The sequence below is a fragment of the Actinopolymorpha sp. NPDC004070 genome (assembly GCF_040610475.1).
Taxonomy (GTDB): Bacteria; Actinomycetota; Actinomycetes; order Propionibacteriales; family Actinopolymorphaceae; genus Actinopolymorpha.
This window is the reverse complement of record NZ_JBEXMJ010000020.1, coordinates 12,602-30,439: the sequence shown is the minus strand read 5'-3', so window position 1 is coordinate 30,439 and position 17,838 is coordinate 12,602. Positions and strand designations below refer to the sequence as shown.

Below are 17,838 nucleotides of genomic sequence, written 5' to 3'. Positions count from 1 at the left end.
AGCCGGCGACGAGCCAGGAGGTCCGTGCGGAGGACCGCCGTCGTAGTGTTCGCCGCCGCGGGTTTGTTGACGCTGCCGCAAGCAGGCTGGTCGGGCACGAGTGTGCTGGGAGGCCTGCAGCCTGCCGGCGCTTCGGACGTCCGGCAGTCGGCTGAGCTTACGGACCCGGCGCCGGGATCCCCGCCCGAACTCAGTCCAGTCGACGGTTCGTTCCTGGCCGGCACCCGGACAGTGGCGGCGACGCCGACGGTCGCCGACGAGGATGTGGTGAGCCTGACCGTGGATGGTCGTGAGCTCGACGCGGACCCGACCGTAGGTGTCTCGCACCTGCTCTTCGACGTCGGCACCAACTCGGTGGACATCGCCTTCGGCAACTACTTCACGGTCAACGGTCATCGGATCGACCAGCCGCAGACCTGGGTGACGGAGCGAGCCGACCTCGAGGTCCCCAACGAGTACCTCGTCACCGGTGACAACGTCGTCGAGATCGTCGTCGGTGCCGCCGCGAACGCCGACTGCGATGCCAACTACGACGACTTCGTGATGTCTGACTTCGCGCTCGAACTGTTGGGCGAGACCGCCAATGGTGACAACAACGAGTTCACCTTCGACTTCGGTGACGGCAACTGCGGTTCCCAGGCGGGCAAGCTCCTCCGTGCGGAACTGACCTTCACCGTTTCCGGCGACCCAGGGCGTACGACCGGTCTTGCGGCGGAATGGGACTCCACATCGGTCGGCAACGGGAAGCACGCCATCACCGCGACGACCTCGGCCGGTGGAAAGGTCACGCACACCGTCACGGTCAACAACGCCCCCAGCGGCGCGCCTAACGTGGACCCGGTGGACGGCACCCTGACCAACGGCACGCAGCCCGTGTTCGCGTCGCTTCCCGCTGGCGGCGCCGGCGACGTGGCCTCACTGACGGTCGACGGCAAGAATCCACCGACCTCACCCACGCTTGGCAGCGGCACCGCCACGTTGAGCTTCGACGTGGGGTCCAACTCGATCGAGGACAGGTCGGACAACTTCCTGCTGGTCAACGGCAAGCGCATCGACCTGGGCGGTGACTGGGTCAGCACCCGCGTCCGCGCCGCGATACCGGCGCGCTGGCTCGTACCAGGCGACAACCTGATCAAGGTCGTCACCGGCGACATCAACGCCACCTGTGGCATCAACCGCGACGATTTCACCATCGCCAACCTGCAGCTGTCCCTTGACGGCGCCACGATCACCGGCCACGACATCGCGGGAACTTATGCGATGGGCGACGGCAACTGCGGCTCCAACACGGCGCTGCTCCGCGAGGCCGAACTGCGCTACACCATCGACGCGCCTGCGGTGTACGTCGAGAGGACCCTCGGCTCCGGTGACGCGACGCTCACCTTCACCGTGGGGTCGAACTCGATCGACGACATGTACCTCAACACGGTGCGTGTCAACGGCATGGAGAGGCTGATCGGCGGCGACTTCGTCAACGAGCGCGTCGACCTGCCGATCCCCAACGAGTGGCTCACCCCCGGGATGAACACCATCGACGTCGTCACCGGCACGCCGGCGACCGGCTGCAACCGGGACGACTTCGCGATCTCGGCCATCTCGCTCACGGTGGCCCACGGCACCGCCACCGGCCAGATGATCAAGCAGACGTACAACATGGGTGACGGCAACTGCGGCTCCAACCGCAACCTGCTGGCAGAGATCGACCTCAACTTCCTCATCGACGGGCCGGCCGGCGGCCTCCGAGCCGACGTCGACACCACCAGACTCGCGGACGGAAACCACACCATCGCCGCCACCTCAGCTACCGGCCAGGTCGCCACTCGGCTGCTGGTGACGGACAACACCGCCCCGGTCGTTGCGGCGAGCACACCTGGAGCGGGCCAGCGGATCATTTCGTCGCTCCCGCTCAACGTCCAGGTACAGGACCCCTCCTCGGTCCGCTCCGGCCCGGACGTCACGCTGGACGGCGACCCCATCCAGCTCGGCGAACTCGTCGGACCGGGGCTGTCCGCCGGCAACCACACCCTTGCGGTGACCGCGAGCGACTCGCTGGGCAACAAGGCGACGCGCGAGGTCGTCTTCACCTCCGCCGCCATTCCCGACGTCCCGACCGAGATCTCTCCAGCGTCGGGCGCGACCGGCCAGCCCCGCACGGTGAAGCTGTCGGCAAAGGTCTCCGAGCCGGACGGCGGCGCGGTCACAGCGACGTTCTCCCAGGCGAAGATTCTCAATGCAAGCGTGGGCTGGCAGGGGGAAAGCGACACCGTCCCGACCACTCTGCGCGTTCCCGGTGAACAAAACATCGGCGACACCAGAGCTCTGGCGCCCGGCGACGACGCCACGATCGACGCCCCCACCGCAGGCGGCGTCACGTTCCAACGGTTCGACATCCCGATCCAGGGTCACGTCGACGCTCCCGTGCTGCGGTGGGAGGGCGTCATCGACCCGGAGCGCCTGGCGAGACTGTGGGCGTGGAACACCCAGACGAACACATGGGACCCGCTCGCCGGCAGCCGTGGTGCTCTCAAGGGCAACACCGTGCTGACCGCCACCGTCACCAACCGGTACATCGACGTTCAAAGGGTGCACGTCATGATCACCGGCGAGGACCCGTTCGCGGACGACATCGATCCCGGAGCGGAGGACCGTTTCAAGGATCCAGCGGACTACGACTTCGCCATCGTCCACATGAGTGACACCCAGTTCCTGTCAGAAGGCGCCACACTGCCGGAGCACCCCGTGGCCGAGCGTGCGGTGTGGGAAAAGGCGTACGGCGACATCCCCCGTTGGATCCGGGACAACGCCGCGGCGCGGAAGATCGCCTATGTCGCGAACACCGGCGACATCACCAACAACAACCTCGCCCAGCCAACCACGCCCGAGAAGCAGCAGCAGGCCATTCGCGAGTTCGAGCTTTCCAGTCGCCAGCAGAAGATCCTTGACGACTCGGGCGTCCCGAACGGCGTGCTCGCGGGCAACCACGACAACTGGTACGGCCACGAGACCGGCCCCAACGCCACCTACAACCAGTACTACGGCCCCGCCCGGTATGCAGCAGCGAGCCAGAACTGGAAGAACGGTGCGTACGGCGGCCCCTGGCGCGACGGCGACAACGAGAACCACTACGACCTGTTCTCCGCGGGCGGTCGTGACTTCGTGGTCGTCGCTCTGTCGTACGGCATCAGCAAGGAGGAGGCCAGGTGGGCCGACTCGATCTTCAAGCGGTACCCGGACCGCAACGGGATCCTGCTGTCCCACGACTACCTGAACGCGAGCATCCAACGTGACGGGCGCACCGCACAGTTCGCAGACCCCGACGGCTCGTCGCTCTTCAAGCAGATCGTTCAGCCCAACCCCAACGTGTTCCTCATCCTCGCCGGCCACATCCATGGAGTCGGCACCAACGTCAAGCCCCAGGTGGGCCAGGTGGTCGGCAACGGCGTCGTGGAGTTGATGGCCGACTACCAGTCCTACAGCGTGACGGCAGACCGGGTCGGTCTCACCGAGATCGGCGGCTACAGCCCGACCACCCCGCTCAACTTCGGCGCGAGCTTCCTGCGGTTGCTCCAGATCGACGTGGCCCGCAGTGAGTTGAAGGTGAGCACCTACTCGCCGTTCCTGGACGACTTCGGCGCCACCGAGTTCGACCCCGGCCTCCGCTACGACGGCCACGAGGACAACATGGTGCTTCCGATCGACCTGAACAGCCGGACCACCACGTTCAAGTCCGATGTACTGGCGCTCTACACGCCGACGCAACTGATCGGGCAGACGACGGTGCCCTCCGGTGAGGTGGCCTCGGTGACCTGGACGAAACTCATTCCAGCCACCCCGTACGCCTGGATCGTGACGGCGCGCTCGACCAGCGGCGGCATCACCGCGTCCCCACCGAGCGTCTTCGTCACGGCCGACGCCAATGGCGGCCCCGGACCATGGGGGCCCGATACTCCGCTCTTCCCCTACTTCCCAGAGCAGTCCAAGACCCCGCCACCCGAACGATGACAGAGGCCCGACCCACGGTGTAAGGCCCGCGCGCAGCGGCATTCCTCTGCCGCTGCGCGCGGCCTCACCTGCCCGGTCCGTAGGACACTCCCTCAAGTGTCCCCGGCGACAGCTACGCGATCAGCCCGGACGGAGCCGGCACTCGAGCGGGGTAGCGCACCGATGCCAGGGGCCGAGGATGCCAATCTCGATCTTTTCCGTGCCGCGAGAAGCTAACCTGGTTGCCACATCTCCTCGCTGAGGAAGCATTCGATACAGCTACAGCGCCGTGGTGATGCGATGACGGGAACCAGCCTTGAGCGACGGTTCAGGCCGTGGGTCGACGTGATCGGTGATTCGCTGGCCTCTCCTTCAACCGGTTTCCCGGTGGACCTGCTCCTTGAGACCTTCCACACCTCCTTCGGGTGCGCCCTCTCCACTTGGCAGTGGCGCGACGGTGACGGGAGCTACGGCTTCCACCTGAACGAGCCTGTTCCGGGCTGGCCTCGTCCGGATGCGATGGGCGTGTGGGCCGGGATAATGACCCGGCATCCGCTGATCAATTGGTTCGCCGTGACACAGGACCTCTCGGCGACGTCGATCGGACGGGTGCCGCAGAACGCGGAGAGCAGACGAGTTCTTTCGTTTCTCCGCGCGGAACTGCTGGATGATGACTTCGAGCAGCAAATCTCGATTCCTTACCGAATCTCGCGGGCAGCGACCTACCGCACCTTCGTGATAGCGAAGTCCGGCCCGGACTTCTCGGACGATGACGTCAGTCTGGCGCGTAGAATTCAGCCCTTGCTGTGCCTGCTGGCTCGCCAGGCCAATGTTCTCGACGAATGTGCCGCAGGGCAGCCCGACGTATCCCCGACCGCGATGTCTGTCGGGCTGACCGGTCGCCAACTCGCTGTCCTGCAGTTGCTGGCCGAGGGGCTCACCGCGGAGGCGATCGCCCGACGACTGGCGATCTCCCCGCGGACGGTGCATGTCCACTTGGACCATCTCTATCGCAAACTCGGCGTTCGGGACCGCCTCAAGGCGGTGCTCGTTGCCCGCGATCTCGGTCTGGTTCTGGCGAGGGAACGTCCACGACAGGTAGCCGTAACCCCTCAACCGACGGATCACCCACTCGTCCGCGACGTGGCCGGCCAGCGATTCGTGGCGTGGCGTCCGGGCATCGGCAGTCTCAGCATTGCCGGCGCTCCTTGATACGCCACCCGCCGGCTGCTGAGGACGCGGAGGTCGGTGTCCGTTTCGCCCGTTTCCATGGCGCGAGTTGGTCCCTTGGTCACCGTCGTCAGTGGTCTCATGCTTTGACTGCGGTCACACGCAACCGCACGGATACAGTCAGCCACATAGCGCATAGCCCAGCCCATGAGGAGAGCCAGGTGGCCTGTGCTTATCTGCCACCAGGGTTGGGTGACGAGGTGCCAGCTTCGCCACTTCGGTCTATCAGGGTCGAGGAAACTCGGGTGTGAGTGAAACCGGCGTTGTGGCCGGAGAGCCGGCGGAAGAGCGTTTCCGCGGCGGCGCGGCCGATCTCTTCGATGTCCTGCATCACGACGGTGATGCCGCTGCGGATCACATCGGCGAGTGGGAAGTCGTCGAACCCGGCGATTTCAATCGGATCTGCCGGCGGCAACGCCCGAACAAGCGTGGTGGCCGACAGTGAACTCGCCGCGACGAGCGCGGTCGGCGGTGCCGGCGAGGACCGCCAGTAGTGCAGTTGCTTTCGCAGTTGGTCGACGTCCTGATCCTGGCGAAAGACGATGCGTGGGTCGTCCTTGAGATCGTGGCGGGCAAGGGCGGTGCGGTATGCCTCGAAGCGTTCCTGTTGGGTGAACAGGTCGGCTGGGTCGCCAACGAAGCCGATCCGCCGGTGGCCACGCCGGACCAGGAAGTCGACCAGGTCCCCTACGCCGCGCCGATTGTCGCAGAACACCGTGTCGGTTTCGACGCCGTCGATCGGACGATCCACACAGACCACGGGAACAGTGCTGGACAGGCGTTGCAGAAATCGGCTGCCGACACCGGTCGGCCACAGCACGAGGCCGTCGACCTGGCGGGACAACAGCGACTCGATGACGTCTTGTTCAAGACCGGGATCGTGGTGGGTGAGCGAGACCGTCAGCGTCGACTCGTGCTGGCTGGCCACCCGTTCGATCGCCCGTGCCAAGCGTGCCTGGACCGGCTCGGAGATGTCCTCGCACACATAACCGATCGACCGAGTGACGTGCTTGCGAAGCACCCGCGCAGCCGAGTTCGGTCGATAGTCCAATGCTCGGATTGAGGCCTGCACGCGTGCCCGTGTCGACTCGCTCACGGCCCGCTCGCTGTTCAATACCCGGGAGACAGTCTTGACCGCGACGCCGGCATGGCGTGCGACATCGTGAATCGTCGGCCGTCCGGTCATCTTCACTCCTTCTCCAAGCGGGTTGTGACACCGATGTCATCGCCACTCACCAGGCCAAACGCCAGCCCACAAGCACGATTCCATGATCGATGCCAACGCGAGGACGCGCGTAGACGCATAAGTCTGTCCTACGGTGGACAACGCTCTCCAAGCCGGGGAGGACTGCGATGAGGTGACGTCGGTGCGTGACTGACACGGCTGCGGTCGGGCTGGCGGCAGTGACCGCTGGATGTGCCAGGGGGACCGCGATGACGCCCGAGACGGTGGCGTCGCGGTCCCCGGTGCACTGATGGTGTCCTGCCACCGTGATCATCTTCGCCATAACGGATGTTCGTTGCCGGCTGCGGGCCAACATCTGATCGCCGTCACCGAACGAGATAAGGAGATCGAACCCATGCCCGGGCTTTACTACCAGCACCCGAAAACCTGGTTCGGGGACTGCATGCCCGTCTTCGCCGATGGCGCATACCAACTGTTCCACCAGCGGGACACTCGACGACCTGGCCCGTTCGGCGAACCGTTCGGATGGGCGCTCGCCCGTACTACCGACTTCGTGAGCTACACCGACCTGGGCGAAGTGGTGCTGCGAGGCGGCGACAAGGATCAAGATCAGTTCATCTTCGCCGGCAGCGTGTTCGAAGCGAATGGTCGGTATCACGCGTTCTACACCGGTTACAACCGGGACCACGCGGCAGCGGGCAAGCCGGCCCAGGTATTGATGCATGCGGTCAGCGAGGATCTGGAGAGCTGGACCAAGATCAACGGCGACCTGCTGCCGCCGCAGGAAGGTTATGATCCGGACAACTGGCGCGATCCGTTCGTGCTGCGGGATGAGGAGAACGACCGATGGGTGATGATTCTCGGCGCCCGGAAGGGATCTGACCTTCGCGCGGTCACCGGCCGTACGGTCTGGTTCACCTCGACCGACCTGGAATCGTGGGCCTTTCAGGGCGACTTCTGGGCACCGGATCTCTACACCATGCACGAAATGCCGGACCTCTTCCGGATCGGGGATCGCTGGTACCTGCTGACCACTGAATACAGCGATCGCAGCAAGACCGTCTACCGCAGCAGCGAGAGCCTGCTTGGTCCGTGGAGTGCGCCGGTGGATGACGGCTTCGACGGTCGCGCCTACTACGCCGCGCGGTCGGCTTCGGATGGTGAGCGCCGCTACCTCTTCGGTTGGGTCGCGACCAAGGAAGGCGAAACTGATCTTGGTGCTTGGCAGTGGGGCGGAACCCTGGTGGTGCACGAGGTGTACCAGCGAGCAGATGGCTCGCTTGGGGTCCGTATCCCTGACACCGTCCGGGCGGCACTGGGCCGGCCGGAGAAGTTGATCGGCGACCCGATCACTCTGGCGTCCCCGGATGGCCGGCAGGCCAGACAACTTGGTGAGCTCCCGGCCGAGTACCCGTACGTGATCAGTCTGGGTATCACGCCGCAGTCCCCGCGTAGCTTTGCTCTCAGGCTGTTCGAGGACGACACCGCAACCGACGGCTATGCCTTCACCTTCCGCGCCGGGGAGCGCAGGATCGACTTCGACCGGATCCCAAACTATCCGTGGTACCGCTACGACAACCGCGGCTCGGAGCGTCCGTTCACCGTCGAGCCGGGGCGGGCCTACGACATCGATATCGTCGTTGACGGCACGATCGCGACCCTGTACGTCGACGGGGTAGCGCTGAACGTGCGCGCCTACGATCGGCCGGGTCGTTACCTGTCAGTGGACGTGGTCGATGGCACGGTCACCATCGAGCGAGCTGAGCTTGCCAGCTCGGGGGAGTGCGAAGCCCCCGCCTGATATGCGATCGACGACGCCGCCCGCATCCGCGAGCTGCTCGGCCAGTACCCGGCGTCGGCGCCGCGGTGCAGCTGGTCTCCCGACCCGGTGCCGTTGCCGCCGGGCTGATGTGCAGGATGACGCTCTGCGGTCGCACCTCGGGTAGGAGGCCCTGAGTTCATCGTTCGCACGAGTGTTGGCGCCCTTCGAGATGTAGGCCCGGCGGCGACAGGCCACCGGCACGGCAGCACGCTTCCGCACCGAGACCACCTGTCTCCCTGCCGCCATGAAAACATGAGGACATGGCCGAAGCAGTCGTCTTTCCACAGCCAGGCAAGGTCGAGTTGCGGGAGGTCGAGCTACCCGATCTCGCGCCTGGTCAGATCCGGCTGCGAACTCGGGTATCGCTGATCAGCACCGGCACCGAGGGCATCATCTACAGCGGCGGATTCGCCCCTGGAACGCACTGGGACCGGTGGTTTGACTATCCCAGTCGTCCTGGGTACTCGCTCGTCGGCGAGGTCAGCGATGTCGGCCCTGATGTCACCGGCGACTTCCGCCCAGGTGACCGGGTAGTGGCTCTCCTCGGTCACGCGTCTCACCATGTCGCCGACGCGAGCGTGTGCACGCGGGTTCCAGACGACGTTTCGGACGAGGATGCGGCGTGGTTCGCGCTGGCCAAGGTCGCATTCGTCGGCGTGGAAGCATCACAGGCACGCTTGGGCAGTTCGGCCGTGGTCGTCGGGGCGGGGCCCATCGGTCAGATGACCGTGCGATGGCTGGCGGCTCTGGGCGCGGCCGACGTTGTGATGGTCCATCGCGGGGGTGGACCGCGGCTCGAGCTCGCCCGAGCAGGCGGAGCTACGGCAGTCCTGCAGCAGGATCTGGCCAACGGACTGTCTGGAATCGCAGCACCGGCTACAGTCCTCGACTGCACCGGCAACCCGGGCGTTCTCACTCACGCCCTGGCCGCTGTGGCCGACCACGGCCGTGTGGTCATTGTCGGCGACGTAGGTGATCCCTCCCAGCAGCGGCTCAGTTCCGATCTGATCGTTCGTGGCCTCACCGTGGTGGGCGCACATGGCCGCCACCTGCTGGGACGGCGTGAACACGACATTCGCGGGCTGTTCTTCAGCCTCGTGGCGTCGGGACGCTTCGCAGGGATGTGCGGTCTCGTCACGCACAAGTTCGCGCCGCGCGACGGCGCCGAGGCGTATGCACTGCTGGACGCGGACCGCTCAGCCACCGTGGGCGTAATCTTCGATTGGCAGTAGGCGAGCCTGAACGGAACTCCTACAGGCAACGCATCCGCGAGCCCTGCCAGTGCCACGTTTACCGTTCGGTGAGCGACGTAGGGACGATGCCATGGCGTGATCCGACGCAGTCATTAGGGGTCGGCGTAGATGACCTGGCACTGCGACTGGCCCGAGGCCAGGTACTGGCTGGCAGGGGGTCGCGATGCGTGGGTGACAGCAGCGCAGCCGGAGCGGCGAGCGCGGGGCCGGGCCGGGGTGGAGCCTAGGCGGGGGACCGGCCGGTGGAGATCTGCTGGGCGAGGTAGTTGGCGGTGCCGACGCGGTCGATGGCGTCGATCTGGCTCTCGAACCAGTCCGCGTGCTTCTCCTCGTCGCGGACCATCTCCTCGAAGACGGCCGCGGTGCCGTGGTCGCCGAGGTTGTGGCACTCCTCGGCCGAGGCATTGAACTGCGCGACGGCGGCCTGCTCGCTCCCGAGCGCGAGCCTCAGCACCTCGACCGCGTCCTCGCCCACCTGGATGGGATTGAGCCGCTGCACGTTGGGATGGCCGTGGAAGAGCAGGATCCGCTGAATCAGCGCGTCGGCGTCGCGCATCTCCTCAAGTGACAGGTCGTAGAAGACCTTGCCCAGCCGCTCGAACCCCCAGTGGTCCAGCGTCCTAGCGTGGAGGAAATAGGTGTTGGTCACCGTGAGCTCGAAGGTCAGGGCATCGTTGAGCAACTCGACCAATCGAGGACTAACTGGCTGCAACGTCCACCTCCTGCAATGCGGGATCATCTTGATGCTCGCACAGGAGACGCTTGATCGAGAAGATGCACCCTCCACAGCCGCGTCCGGCACCGGTGGACCTGCAGACGCCGGCGAGAGTGCGGGCCCCGCCGCGGACGGCGTCGACGACCGCGCGGTCGTTCACGACCCCGCAATGACACACGATCATCAGATGCCGCCTCGGTGGGATAGGTAAGGCTGCCCTTATCCAGCCAAGTTACAAGACATCTTCGGTTCCGGCAAGCCGGTCCCGGTCATCACGTGCGGGATCAACCTGACGTGGGACTTGGCCCCGGCCAGTAGGCCCCGACCTGCTCGACGTCGCCGGACTCGGTGACGCCGACGCGTGCCCCATCTGTCCAGACTGTCCAGTCGATGTCCGATCCGTCAGCTACGCGGGCCGTAGAGCGCCGCGGTGTCTGGGAGCTCGTTCCATCGGGCGGCGGACGGGGACGTATGACGCGGAGCCTGTTGGACCCGCCATGGTCTATCGGAGACCTGCCTGCCCGGACGGCCACGGCCATGCGCGTGGCCGTCCGCGCGGCGTCAGCTACGGCCGACCGGTGGGGCGTGGAACGGGGCGCCTGTGGCGCCGCCGATGTTGTCTCGGTTGATGACCCACGGGTCGTTCATCAGGCCCTTGGCGTTCCGGTTCTGAGCCGGGCTCCATTTGTCGTTCCAAGCGAGGAAGTACGTGGTCCTGGGATACCGCTGCTGAATGGCGTCAATCCACTTCTTCCAGTTGAATGTCCCATCCACGCGGAAGCGCGGGCCTACTTCGGTGAAGGCGAAAGGCTTGCCCAGGCTGAGCATCTGCTTGTACTGCCTGTCGAGGTTTCTGACAACCTTGCCGTCGCCACCAGAGGGGTTGTCCGTGTAGCAGTCGAGTCCCACGACGTCGACCTTGCCCGCGCCGGGGTAGTAGTCGGTGAGATTGCTGTTGCGGCTGCAGTCCGGTGCGTACACCCAGATCAGGTTGTCGAGTCCGCGGGTGTTGACGAGGTAGTCGTATGTGTACGCCCATACCCTCTTGAAAGCGGACGGATGCTGGTTGGCCCACCAGAACCAGTCACCGTTCATCTCGTGGAACGGTCGCCACAACACTACGACGCCGGCCTTCTGCAGATCGCTCAGCCCGTCGCCCATCCGCTCTAGTGAGCGCTGCCAGGAGCGCCCGACGGCGGTGTGGGTGTTGGTGAGATCAGCAAAGTCGTCGAGCTTCGTGTCGAAGCTGTGGCCGGTCGGACTGGGCATGTGAATGCCGACGCTGACGAGTCCGCCACTGCTCCACCACTTCTTCAACGTGCCGTTGCACGAGGTGTCCACCTGGGTGTTGGCGCTGCTCACCCAGTTGCCGTAGTCGCAGGCCAGCAGACCTGGATAGTGACCGGTCTCTTTCCTGAGTAGCTCCGTTTGCTCCAGGCTGAACGTACCGCCGCTGTACCCGCCGAAGAAGCCGGATACGACGCCTCTTTCGCCACCGTGTGGAAGACCGGACATCCACCGGAGTACGTCGGACTTGGCGGATTGGCCGCCGGCCGCGTGGCGAGCGATCGGGGCGGTTTTCGCGCCATTGACCGCCTTCGCCACGATTGTCACTGATGCAACGATTCCGGAGATGGCAACTGCAACAGCAATCGCCTGAAAAGCTCGCTTCCGCCTACTCATCACACTCCTTTGCATGGGGTCGGCGTGCGATGTTAGCCGCGCGCCCGTCGGCGAGTAAAGCCAAGCTCTGAACAAACCCCGTCTATCGGGGCGATCTGATTTGGTGAGTGCGCCAGCACAGTGCTGGGACCTTCGGGTGTGGTCCCCGCACTGGACGGCTGATGAGGTTGGGAATCACGAGCGTCAAGGCAACGGCAACTGAAAAGTTCCCTGACTTGGGCCCTCCTGTGATCTTGGCAAAAGTGTGCTTGTCGTCAGACGGGTTGAGGTGCTCAACAAATACCTGTTCAGGGTGAAATTGCCGACGACTGGTTGTTCATTGCCCAGCGATGACGGCGTGGGAAAAGGGGGTCGAACGTTGTGCCGGCGGATTGGGACGCCACGCTGGAAGGCCGGGAAGAGCTAAGCGCGGGGGCGCCTCGAGCCACGATCACTTCGCCGAAACGGGGGCAGACGAGCGCACTGCACCGGAGGCTGGAGCGTTGGGAGCCTACGTACTTGCCGATCGCTTTCGGCTACCTCGGGATAATGGTGACCGACCGCTTCTTCGTGGACCCGGTCGCCGGCGTGCTTGGCTGGCCGTTGACCATCCTGTGGTCGTGGCAGATTCTCAACACTCTCACCGGTATGTTCGGCATACGACGTACGCGCAAGGCACTGCGCGAGTCGGAGGCACGCTGGGCAGGCCGCGGTTTGCCCAGATGCAGGAACTTCTTGATCGTTGTCATTCCGACCATTGGCCGGCACGACGTCTACCCGGCGCTCGAGCGCTCAGTACTCTCCTACGTCGCCCATCTCTCCAAGCCTTTTCCCTACCTGCGGATCGACATCGTCATCGAGGAGGGCTGTGAGGCCAGACAACGGATCACAAGGCTGGCTGCCGAAAACCCTCAGATACGGCTCGTCACCGTTCCAAAGCGATATCGCACTCTGAACGGAACGAAGTTCAAGGCACGCGCAGCCCACTACTCGCATGAGCTGCGCATCCGTGAGCACGAGGACCGGGACGACGTCTGGGTCCTGCACATGGACGACGACACCGGCGTGGGTCCGGACACCGCCGTCGCCATGGCCCGATTCATAGAGGAACAGCGTCAGGCTGACGGCGACGCCAAGCACCTGGCACAGGGCATCCTGACCTACCCGCGTGAGTACGCCGTGAACAGGTTCACCTGGCTCGCGGACTCGGTCCGGCCCGCCGAAGATGTCGGGCGGTTCTCCGCCTGGACCGGGACGGGTACGCCGCGTGCGGGCGTGCATGGTGAGCTTCTGCTGGTGCGGGCGTCGATCGAGGCGGCGATCGGCTGGGATTTCGGCCCTGGAAGCTTGGTCGAGGACGCTCAGTTCGCACTCCTCTTCAGCGCTCGGTACAAGGGGCGGAGCGGCTGGTTCAGCGGGCGAAGCTACGGCGCCTCGCCGGCAAGTCTCCGCGACTTCTTCCAGCAGCGGCAGCGCTGGTCGTGGGGGCTGGCGGGCCTGGTATGCAACGGCTCGCTGCAACTGCGAAACCGGCTGTTGCTCGGATACTCCGTCATGTCATGGGTCGTCGGACCGATCCAGAACGTCGGAGTCGTCATGCTCCTGGGCCTTATTCTGTCCGACCCGAACACGTCGCCGGTGACGGTTTTCGTCATTCCTCTCTGGGCGCTGAACATGGCCTACACGATCTGGATGTATTGGGAGGGGCTCCGGGTCAACGCATGCGTATCCGGCGACGGCCGTCGCAGGTGGTGGGAGCCCCTCGCCGTGATCTTCCTGATCCCGGTCTTCGGCCTGATGGAAAGCGTGCCAGGACTGTGCGGATTCGTGAAGTTCCTGCGAGGTGTCGAGAACAGGTTCATGGTCATCGCAAAGCCGTCATGAACCTCAGCTTCGACCTCGCCTGCGCCCGACCACTCCGCAGGTCGGCCGGGTTCGAGGCAGCGGGGCGCGCCCCACTAACTCTGGACAAAGGACGCCGAGATACCGCGGGGCGCCGGGGACAGGTCCCGACCTGCGAAGGGCCCGGAGTCGTGCTCCGTACACCGAGCCCAGCACGCCGGCCGACTCCGCAACCCGGCGTGGACACTGAGCACGAAGTTGTTGGCAGTTGGACGCTGGGAGGACAAGTGGAGTCACGCTGACCACACCATGGCGACATATCCGGAGATTCCGGCTCGTAAGGCGCCGGGCCGGATTGTGGTCAGCAGTGGCGACTCCGGGGCTGCCGCCTGCCCACTGGACGCCGGCGTGAACTGGGTTGCCCCGCTTTGACGGACAGGGTTGATGGCTTGGTCAGGCCATCTGGTTGGTGAGCTGCTCGGCGTTGGCGTATTCGTACCGCCGCCTCGAGGAGATGGGTTTCCTTGGCCTCGATCAACGCGACCAGGGCGCGGGTGCGCACTGCTGGCCAGCCGATGGCCACAACCAGCCGTCGATGAACCTGACGAGACGGCCGAGCCTGACCCGTCAAGCACGGTCTGACGAGTAGGACGAGGCGGTTACTGCTCACTGGGGCTGGGCCGGATCCTTCCGGTAGAGCACGGTGGGACGCCACAACTGCGGCACGATGAACCAGGCACGAGCTCGGCGACACCGAGCTCCCGCAACCGTTGAGCGTGTTGCGCACGTTGCGGCCTTCCAACAGGGTCGCGAGGCGCCACCGGAAACGACGTGCAGCCGCGTTCAGCCTCGCGCGTCAGGTCTGGTCGCGTGCGAGCCGGTTGCGGCGGTCCTCCTCTCGCTTGGAGTACGTGGCCGCACGGATGGCTTCGTCGGACTCGAGGCCGCTGCCCAGTGCGCCGCCGACGGTGGCCGCCGACGCGACGAACCAGGCCAGCACGAACAGGTCTGCGTAGCGGAATGGTTGTTTGAGGTAGCCGCCCATCAAGGATGGGTCGAGGATGAACAGCGCCCAGAGCATGTTCAGGACGTAGAGCGCGATGTAGCAGATGAGCACCGCGACGGTCAGGGTCACCAGCGTCGAGGTGTTGTACAGACGCGACCGCTCCCGCGCTGGAGAGGAGTCGTCATCCGGGCGGTCCCACAGGCCACCGTCGACGACGAGCCAGCCGACGACGAGCGCGATGGAGGCGATCGTCGCAACGACCAGGCGCCACGGCGACAACGAGCCTGCCAACACCCACACGGTGGAGGAGATGGTGGCGATGACGCCGGTCGTGAGTGCCGCGACGAGGGCTGTCTTGAGCCCGGGCACGAGGCGCCACGGCCGGTTCGCGAGCACCATCCCCAGAAGCAGGCGCCAGCGGCCACCACGCCGAGGCAGCGGCACCCGGTGGCCACGCTCCGAGGTGGGGTCGAACATGCCGCTGATGAGCTCGCGCAACGCGTGGCGGCTGCGTTTGTGCATGCGAAGCCGCCCAGCGCGGGGAGGGACAGCACCGCCGTCCGGTGCTGTGGGTCGGTCTCGATCAGCAGGTATCCACCGTCTTCGTCGCGAAGAGGAAGTTCGGTGAGTCCGACGACCACATCCCACTGATGTTCGTGGGCCTGGTCGTTCAGTCGGGACAGCGCAGTGTCCGGCGCGCTATCTGAGTGGGCTTCGCAGGGTCGGCGACAAGGCCGACGCGTATCGCCTTCATCTGGCGGCAGTACCCGCGGCACTTACGGAGAAACGCGCGAGCACATGGGTTGATCGTTGCGCACGCAGAGGCCAACCCACTCACCGGCAGCCAGCAGCGGGCACTGGCTCAGGGCACCAGACCGTTGGCGTCGTCTCGATAGCCCCAGGGTGGCGGCACTCTTCAAGCGCCGCGCACCAAGTACTCGCCACCGGCTACGCATGGGGTCGCAGCCGGTGGCGGGCAGTTTCGGGGCGGTCCCTTCTGAACCTCCCGGTATCACGAGGTGGTCTGGGCGTGCGGCTTGAGCACGACCTTGGTCCAGCCGTGATCGCGGGCGTCGAAGTGCTGGTAGGCCTCCGGCGCCTTGCTGAGTGGGAGTTCGTGGGAGACGAGGAACGACGGCTGCGCGTTGTTCGCGGCAATCAGGTTGCAGAGCTTGCGGTTGTAGCGCTTGACCGGGCACTGGCCGGTTCCCATGTACTGGCCCTTGAACCAGAACTTGCCGTAGTCGATTGGCGCCTTTCCCTGTTTGCCAAGGTCGTCAGGCGATCCCGGGTCACTGGGAACGAACACGCCGACCACGCCGATCCCGCCGGTGAACTTCACCGAGTCGATGAGACGGTTGAGCGTGAGGCTGTTCTGCTCCTTGCCCTGCGGGTCGTGCGCCTGGTAGCCGACGCATTCGCAACCGCGGTCCGCTCCCTTGCCGTCGGTCTGCTCGAGGACCGCATGGACCGGGTCGGTCTTCGAGTCGTCGATCGGAACGGCGCCGATCTTCTCCGCCAGCGCCAGGCGATCGGGGTGCCGGTCGACCACCATGACCTTGGAGGCGCTCTTGAGTACGGACGAGTAGGCCGCGAAGAGACCGACAGGTCCGCCGCCGTAGACGACCACGGTGTCACCCGGCGCGACACCTGCCATCTCGGTGGCGTGGTAGCCGGTCGGCCAGATGTCCGCAAGCATCACGTAGTCGTCTTCCTTGTCCCGGGCGCCAGGTGGGAGAGGAAGGGCGTTGAAGTCAGCCCAGGGTACCCGCAGGTATTCCGCCTGTCCGCCGTTCCACGGCCCCATGTCAGCGAACCCATAGGCCGCGCCCGCGATCTGGGGATCCGGATTTGCGGTGAGGCAGTAGTTCGTCAACCCCGCGTTGCAGTTCTCGCAGGTTCCGCACGCGACGTTGAACGGCACCGCCACCATGTCGCCCTGGTGGAGGTCCTGCACGGCTGGTCCTGTCTCGACGACCTCGCCGAGATTCTCGTGCCCGAAGATCCGCCCTTGTTCGAACGACGTCCTGCCTTCGTACATGTGCAGGTCGGACCCACAGATGTTCGTCGACGTGATCTTGACGATCGCATCGGTCGGTTGCTCGATCCTGGGATCGGGAACCTCATCTACGGCTACGTTACGTGGGCCGTGGTACACGACTGCTTTCATGGGGCGATACCTCGCCTTCTGCGCTGTTTCCCGGCCCGCCAGTGGGTTGGAGCCTGATCAGCAGGGTGCCTCGGGCCAGGCTGGAGGCGACACCACGATCTGCTGACTGCGGTTTCGATTCATCCGCGCGGCAGCACCTTCAGCAGCGAACCGCTGCTCGCGATTTCCACGCAACCACGCTCCGGCCACCTGCACAAGGGACCGCTGCCTGCAGTACTACTGTCAGGCGGCTCTGCTGGGAGCGCGAGTGAACTGGTCGATAATGGCCGCGCAGAAGGCCGGCAGGTCCGCCGGTGAACGGCTGGAGGTGAACTGCCCGTCGATGACCACCTCTTCGTCGACGACTTCTGCTCCGGCGTTCCGCAGGTCGGTGCGCACGCTCGGCCATGAGGTCAACCGGCGACCGCGTACCGCGTCGGCCTCCACGAGGGTCCAGGGACCGTGGCAGATCACGCCGATCGGCTTACCGCTCTCGACGAATGCCTTCACGAAGGCGACGGCATCCTTGTTCATGCGCAGTTGGTCTGGGTTCATGGTCCCGCCGGGCAGGACCAAGGCGTCGTAGTCGTCCACGGAGGCGTCGGCCAGGAGCCGGTCGACCGGGAAGGTTCCTGCTGCGTTGAGGTCGAACTGGCGTGCCTGGATCTCGCCGGGGTGGATCGAGAGGATCTCGCTTCTTGCCCCGGCGCCGTACAGTGCACCCCGAGGCTGTTCGAGTTCCACCCGCTCCACTCCGTCGGTGGCCACGAACGCCACCGTCTTGTTCTGCAGCGGGTAATCCATGGTTTCCACCTTCCTGTCCGATGTCTGGGTGACCCGGCAACGACTGGCCAGGTCGTCCGGGGAGCCGCCGAAAATAGGTATTCGGGCCTTCGGCGAGGTTCCACTCCGAGTTCGCACGCCAGCGCGGGAGCCGTTCTACGCGTCGGGCGTTCCCCGGTCTCAGATTCCACGCAACCAGATGGGGCAGT

The 17,838-nt window shown here is 65.3% G+C and carries 12 protein-coding genes; 5 read left to right on the top strand and 7 right to left on the bottom strand.

The genetic code is table 11. The features are described from left to right. Positions 1-24 precede the first annotated feature (24 nt). Both ABZV93_RS27280 and ABZV93_RS27275 read left to right on the top strand, forming a co-directional pair. On the top strand, positions 25-4,002 hold the full coding sequence (locus ABZV93_RS27280; RefSeq protein WP_354941521.1) for a metallophosphoesterase: 3,978 nt from the start codon (positions 25-27) through the stop codon (positions 4,000-4,002). A gap of 279 nt (positions 4,003-4,281) precedes the next feature. Further along, on the top strand, positions 4,282-5,193 hold the full coding sequence (locus tag ABZV93_RS27275; RefSeq protein ID WP_354941519.1) for a helix-turn-helix transcriptional regulator: 912 nt from the start codon (positions 4,282-4,284) through the stop codon (positions 5,191-5,193). 190 nt (positions 5,194-5,383) lie between these two features. On the opposite strand, the gene ABZV93_RS27270 is transcribed toward ABZV93_RS27275, so the two are convergent. After that, entirely contained in the window at positions 5,384-6,397 is a 1,014-nt protein-coding gene (locus ABZV93_RS27270) for a LacI family DNA-binding transcriptional regulator (protein WP_354941517.1), read from the bottom strand. A 394-nt stretch (positions 6,398-6,791) separates the two neighbouring features. Here ABZV93_RS27270 and ABZV93_RS27265 point away from each other — a divergent pair, with 394 nt between their 5' ends. Together ABZV93_RS27265 and ABZV93_RS27260 are read left to right on the top strand one after the other, a co-directional pair. Further along, the gene (locus ABZV93_RS27265) at positions 6,792-8,198 is read left to right on the top strand and encodes a glycosyl hydrolase family 32 (RefSeq protein ID WP_354941515.1); all 1,407 of its coding nucleotides are present in this window, start codon (positions 6,792-6,794) and stop codon (positions 8,196-8,198) included. 281 nt (positions 8,199-8,479) lie between these two features. Further along, positions 8,480-9,451, top strand: coding sequence for a zinc-binding dehydrogenase (locus ABZV93_RS27260; protein ID WP_354941513.1), 972 nt, complete (start codon positions 8,480-8,482; stop codon positions 9,449-9,451). A gap of 244 nt (positions 9,452-9,695) precedes the next feature. On the opposite strand, the gene bfr is transcribed toward ABZV93_RS27260, so the two are convergent. From bfr to ABZV93_RS27245, 3 genes are all read right to left on the bottom strand, one after another. Beyond that, positions 9,696-10,211: a bacterioferritin gene (bfr, locus tag ABZV93_RS27255; protein WP_354941511.1), complete on the bottom strand. Its 516-nt coding sequence runs from the start codon at positions 10,209-10,211 to the stop codon at positions 9,696-9,698. Beyond that, the gene (locus ABZV93_RS27250) at positions 10,171-10,371 is read right to left on the bottom strand and encodes a (2Fe-2S)-binding protein (RefSeq protein ID WP_354941509.1); all 201 of its coding nucleotides are present in this window, start codon (positions 10,369-10,371) and stop codon (positions 10,171-10,173) included. The genes bfr and ABZV93_RS27250 overlap by 41 nt, the downstream gene beginning before the upstream one ends. 377 nt (positions 10,372-10,748) lie before the next feature. Beyond that, positions 10,749-11,792 carry a glycosyl hydrolase gene (locus ABZV93_RS27245; protein ID WP_354941507.1) on the bottom strand — a complete coding sequence of 348 codons (1,044 nt, stop codon included), beginning with the start codon at positions 11,790-11,792 and terminating at the stop codon, positions 10,749-10,751. A 576-nt stretch (positions 11,793-12,368) separates the two neighbouring features. On the opposite strand from ABZV93_RS27245, the gene ABZV93_RS27240 reads away from it, so the two are divergent. Then, positions 12,369-13,733: a glycosyltransferase family 2 protein gene (locus ABZV93_RS27240; protein ID WP_354941505.1), complete on the top strand. Its 1,365-nt coding sequence runs from the start codon at positions 12,369-12,371 to the stop codon at positions 13,731-13,733. 814 nt (positions 13,734-14,547) lie between these two features. Here ABZV93_RS27240 and ABZV93_RS27235 read toward each other — a convergent pair. The 3 genes from ABZV93_RS27235 to ABZV93_RS27225 form a co-directional block, all read right to left on the bottom strand. Beyond that, positions 14,548-15,195: a hypothetical protein gene (locus ABZV93_RS27235; protein ID WP_354941503.1), complete on the bottom strand. Its 648-nt coding sequence runs from the start codon at positions 15,193-15,195 to the stop codon at positions 14,548-14,550. Between the two features lie 514 nt (positions 15,196-15,709). Next, positions 15,710-16,867 carry a glutathione-independent formaldehyde dehydrogenase gene (locus tag ABZV93_RS27230; RefSeq protein WP_354941501.1) on the bottom strand — a complete coding sequence of 386 codons (1,158 nt, stop codon included), beginning with the start codon at positions 16,865-16,867 and terminating at the stop codon, positions 15,710-15,712. Positions 16,868-17,089: 222 nt separating this feature from the next. Then, a complete protein-coding gene (locus tag ABZV93_RS27225; RefSeq protein ID WP_354941499.1) occupies positions 17,090-17,650 on the bottom strand; it encodes a type 1 glutamine amidotransferase domain-containing protein in 561 nt (186 codons plus the stop codon). Positions 17,651-17,838 lie beyond the last annotated feature (188 nt).

Coding starts and splice junctions, on each gene's coding strand:
- ABZV93_RS27260 (WP_354941513.1), top strand. CDS start 8,480: ATGGCCGAAGCAGTCGTCTTTCCACAGCCAGGCAAGGTCGAGTTGCGG.
- ABZV93_RS27270 (WP_354941517.1), bottom strand. CDS start 6,397: ATGACCGGACGGCCGACGATTCACGATGTCGCACGCCATGCCGGCGTC.
- ABZV93_RS27275 (WP_354941519.1), top strand. CDS start 4,282: ATGACGGGAACCAGCCTTGAGCGACGGTTCAGGCCGTGGGTCGACGTG.
- bfr (WP_354941511.1), bottom strand. CDS start 10,211: ATGATCCCGCATTGCAGGAGGTGGACGTTGCAGCCAGTTAGTCCTCGA.
- ABZV93_RS27250 (WP_354941509.1), bottom strand. CDS start 10,371: ATGATCGTGTGTCATTGCGGGGTCGTGAACGACCGCGCGGTCGTCGAC.
- ABZV93_RS27230 (WP_354941501.1), bottom strand. CDS start 16,867: ATGAAAGCAGTCGTGTACCACGGCCCACGTAACGTAGCCGTAGATGAG.
- ABZV93_RS27265 (WP_354941515.1), top strand. CDS start 6,792: ATGCCCGGGCTTTACTACCAGCACCCGAAAACCTGGTTCGGGGACTGC.
- ABZV93_RS27225 (WP_354941499.1), bottom strand. CDS start 17,650: ATGGATTACCCGCTGCAGAACAAGACGGTGGCGTTCGTGGCCACCGAC.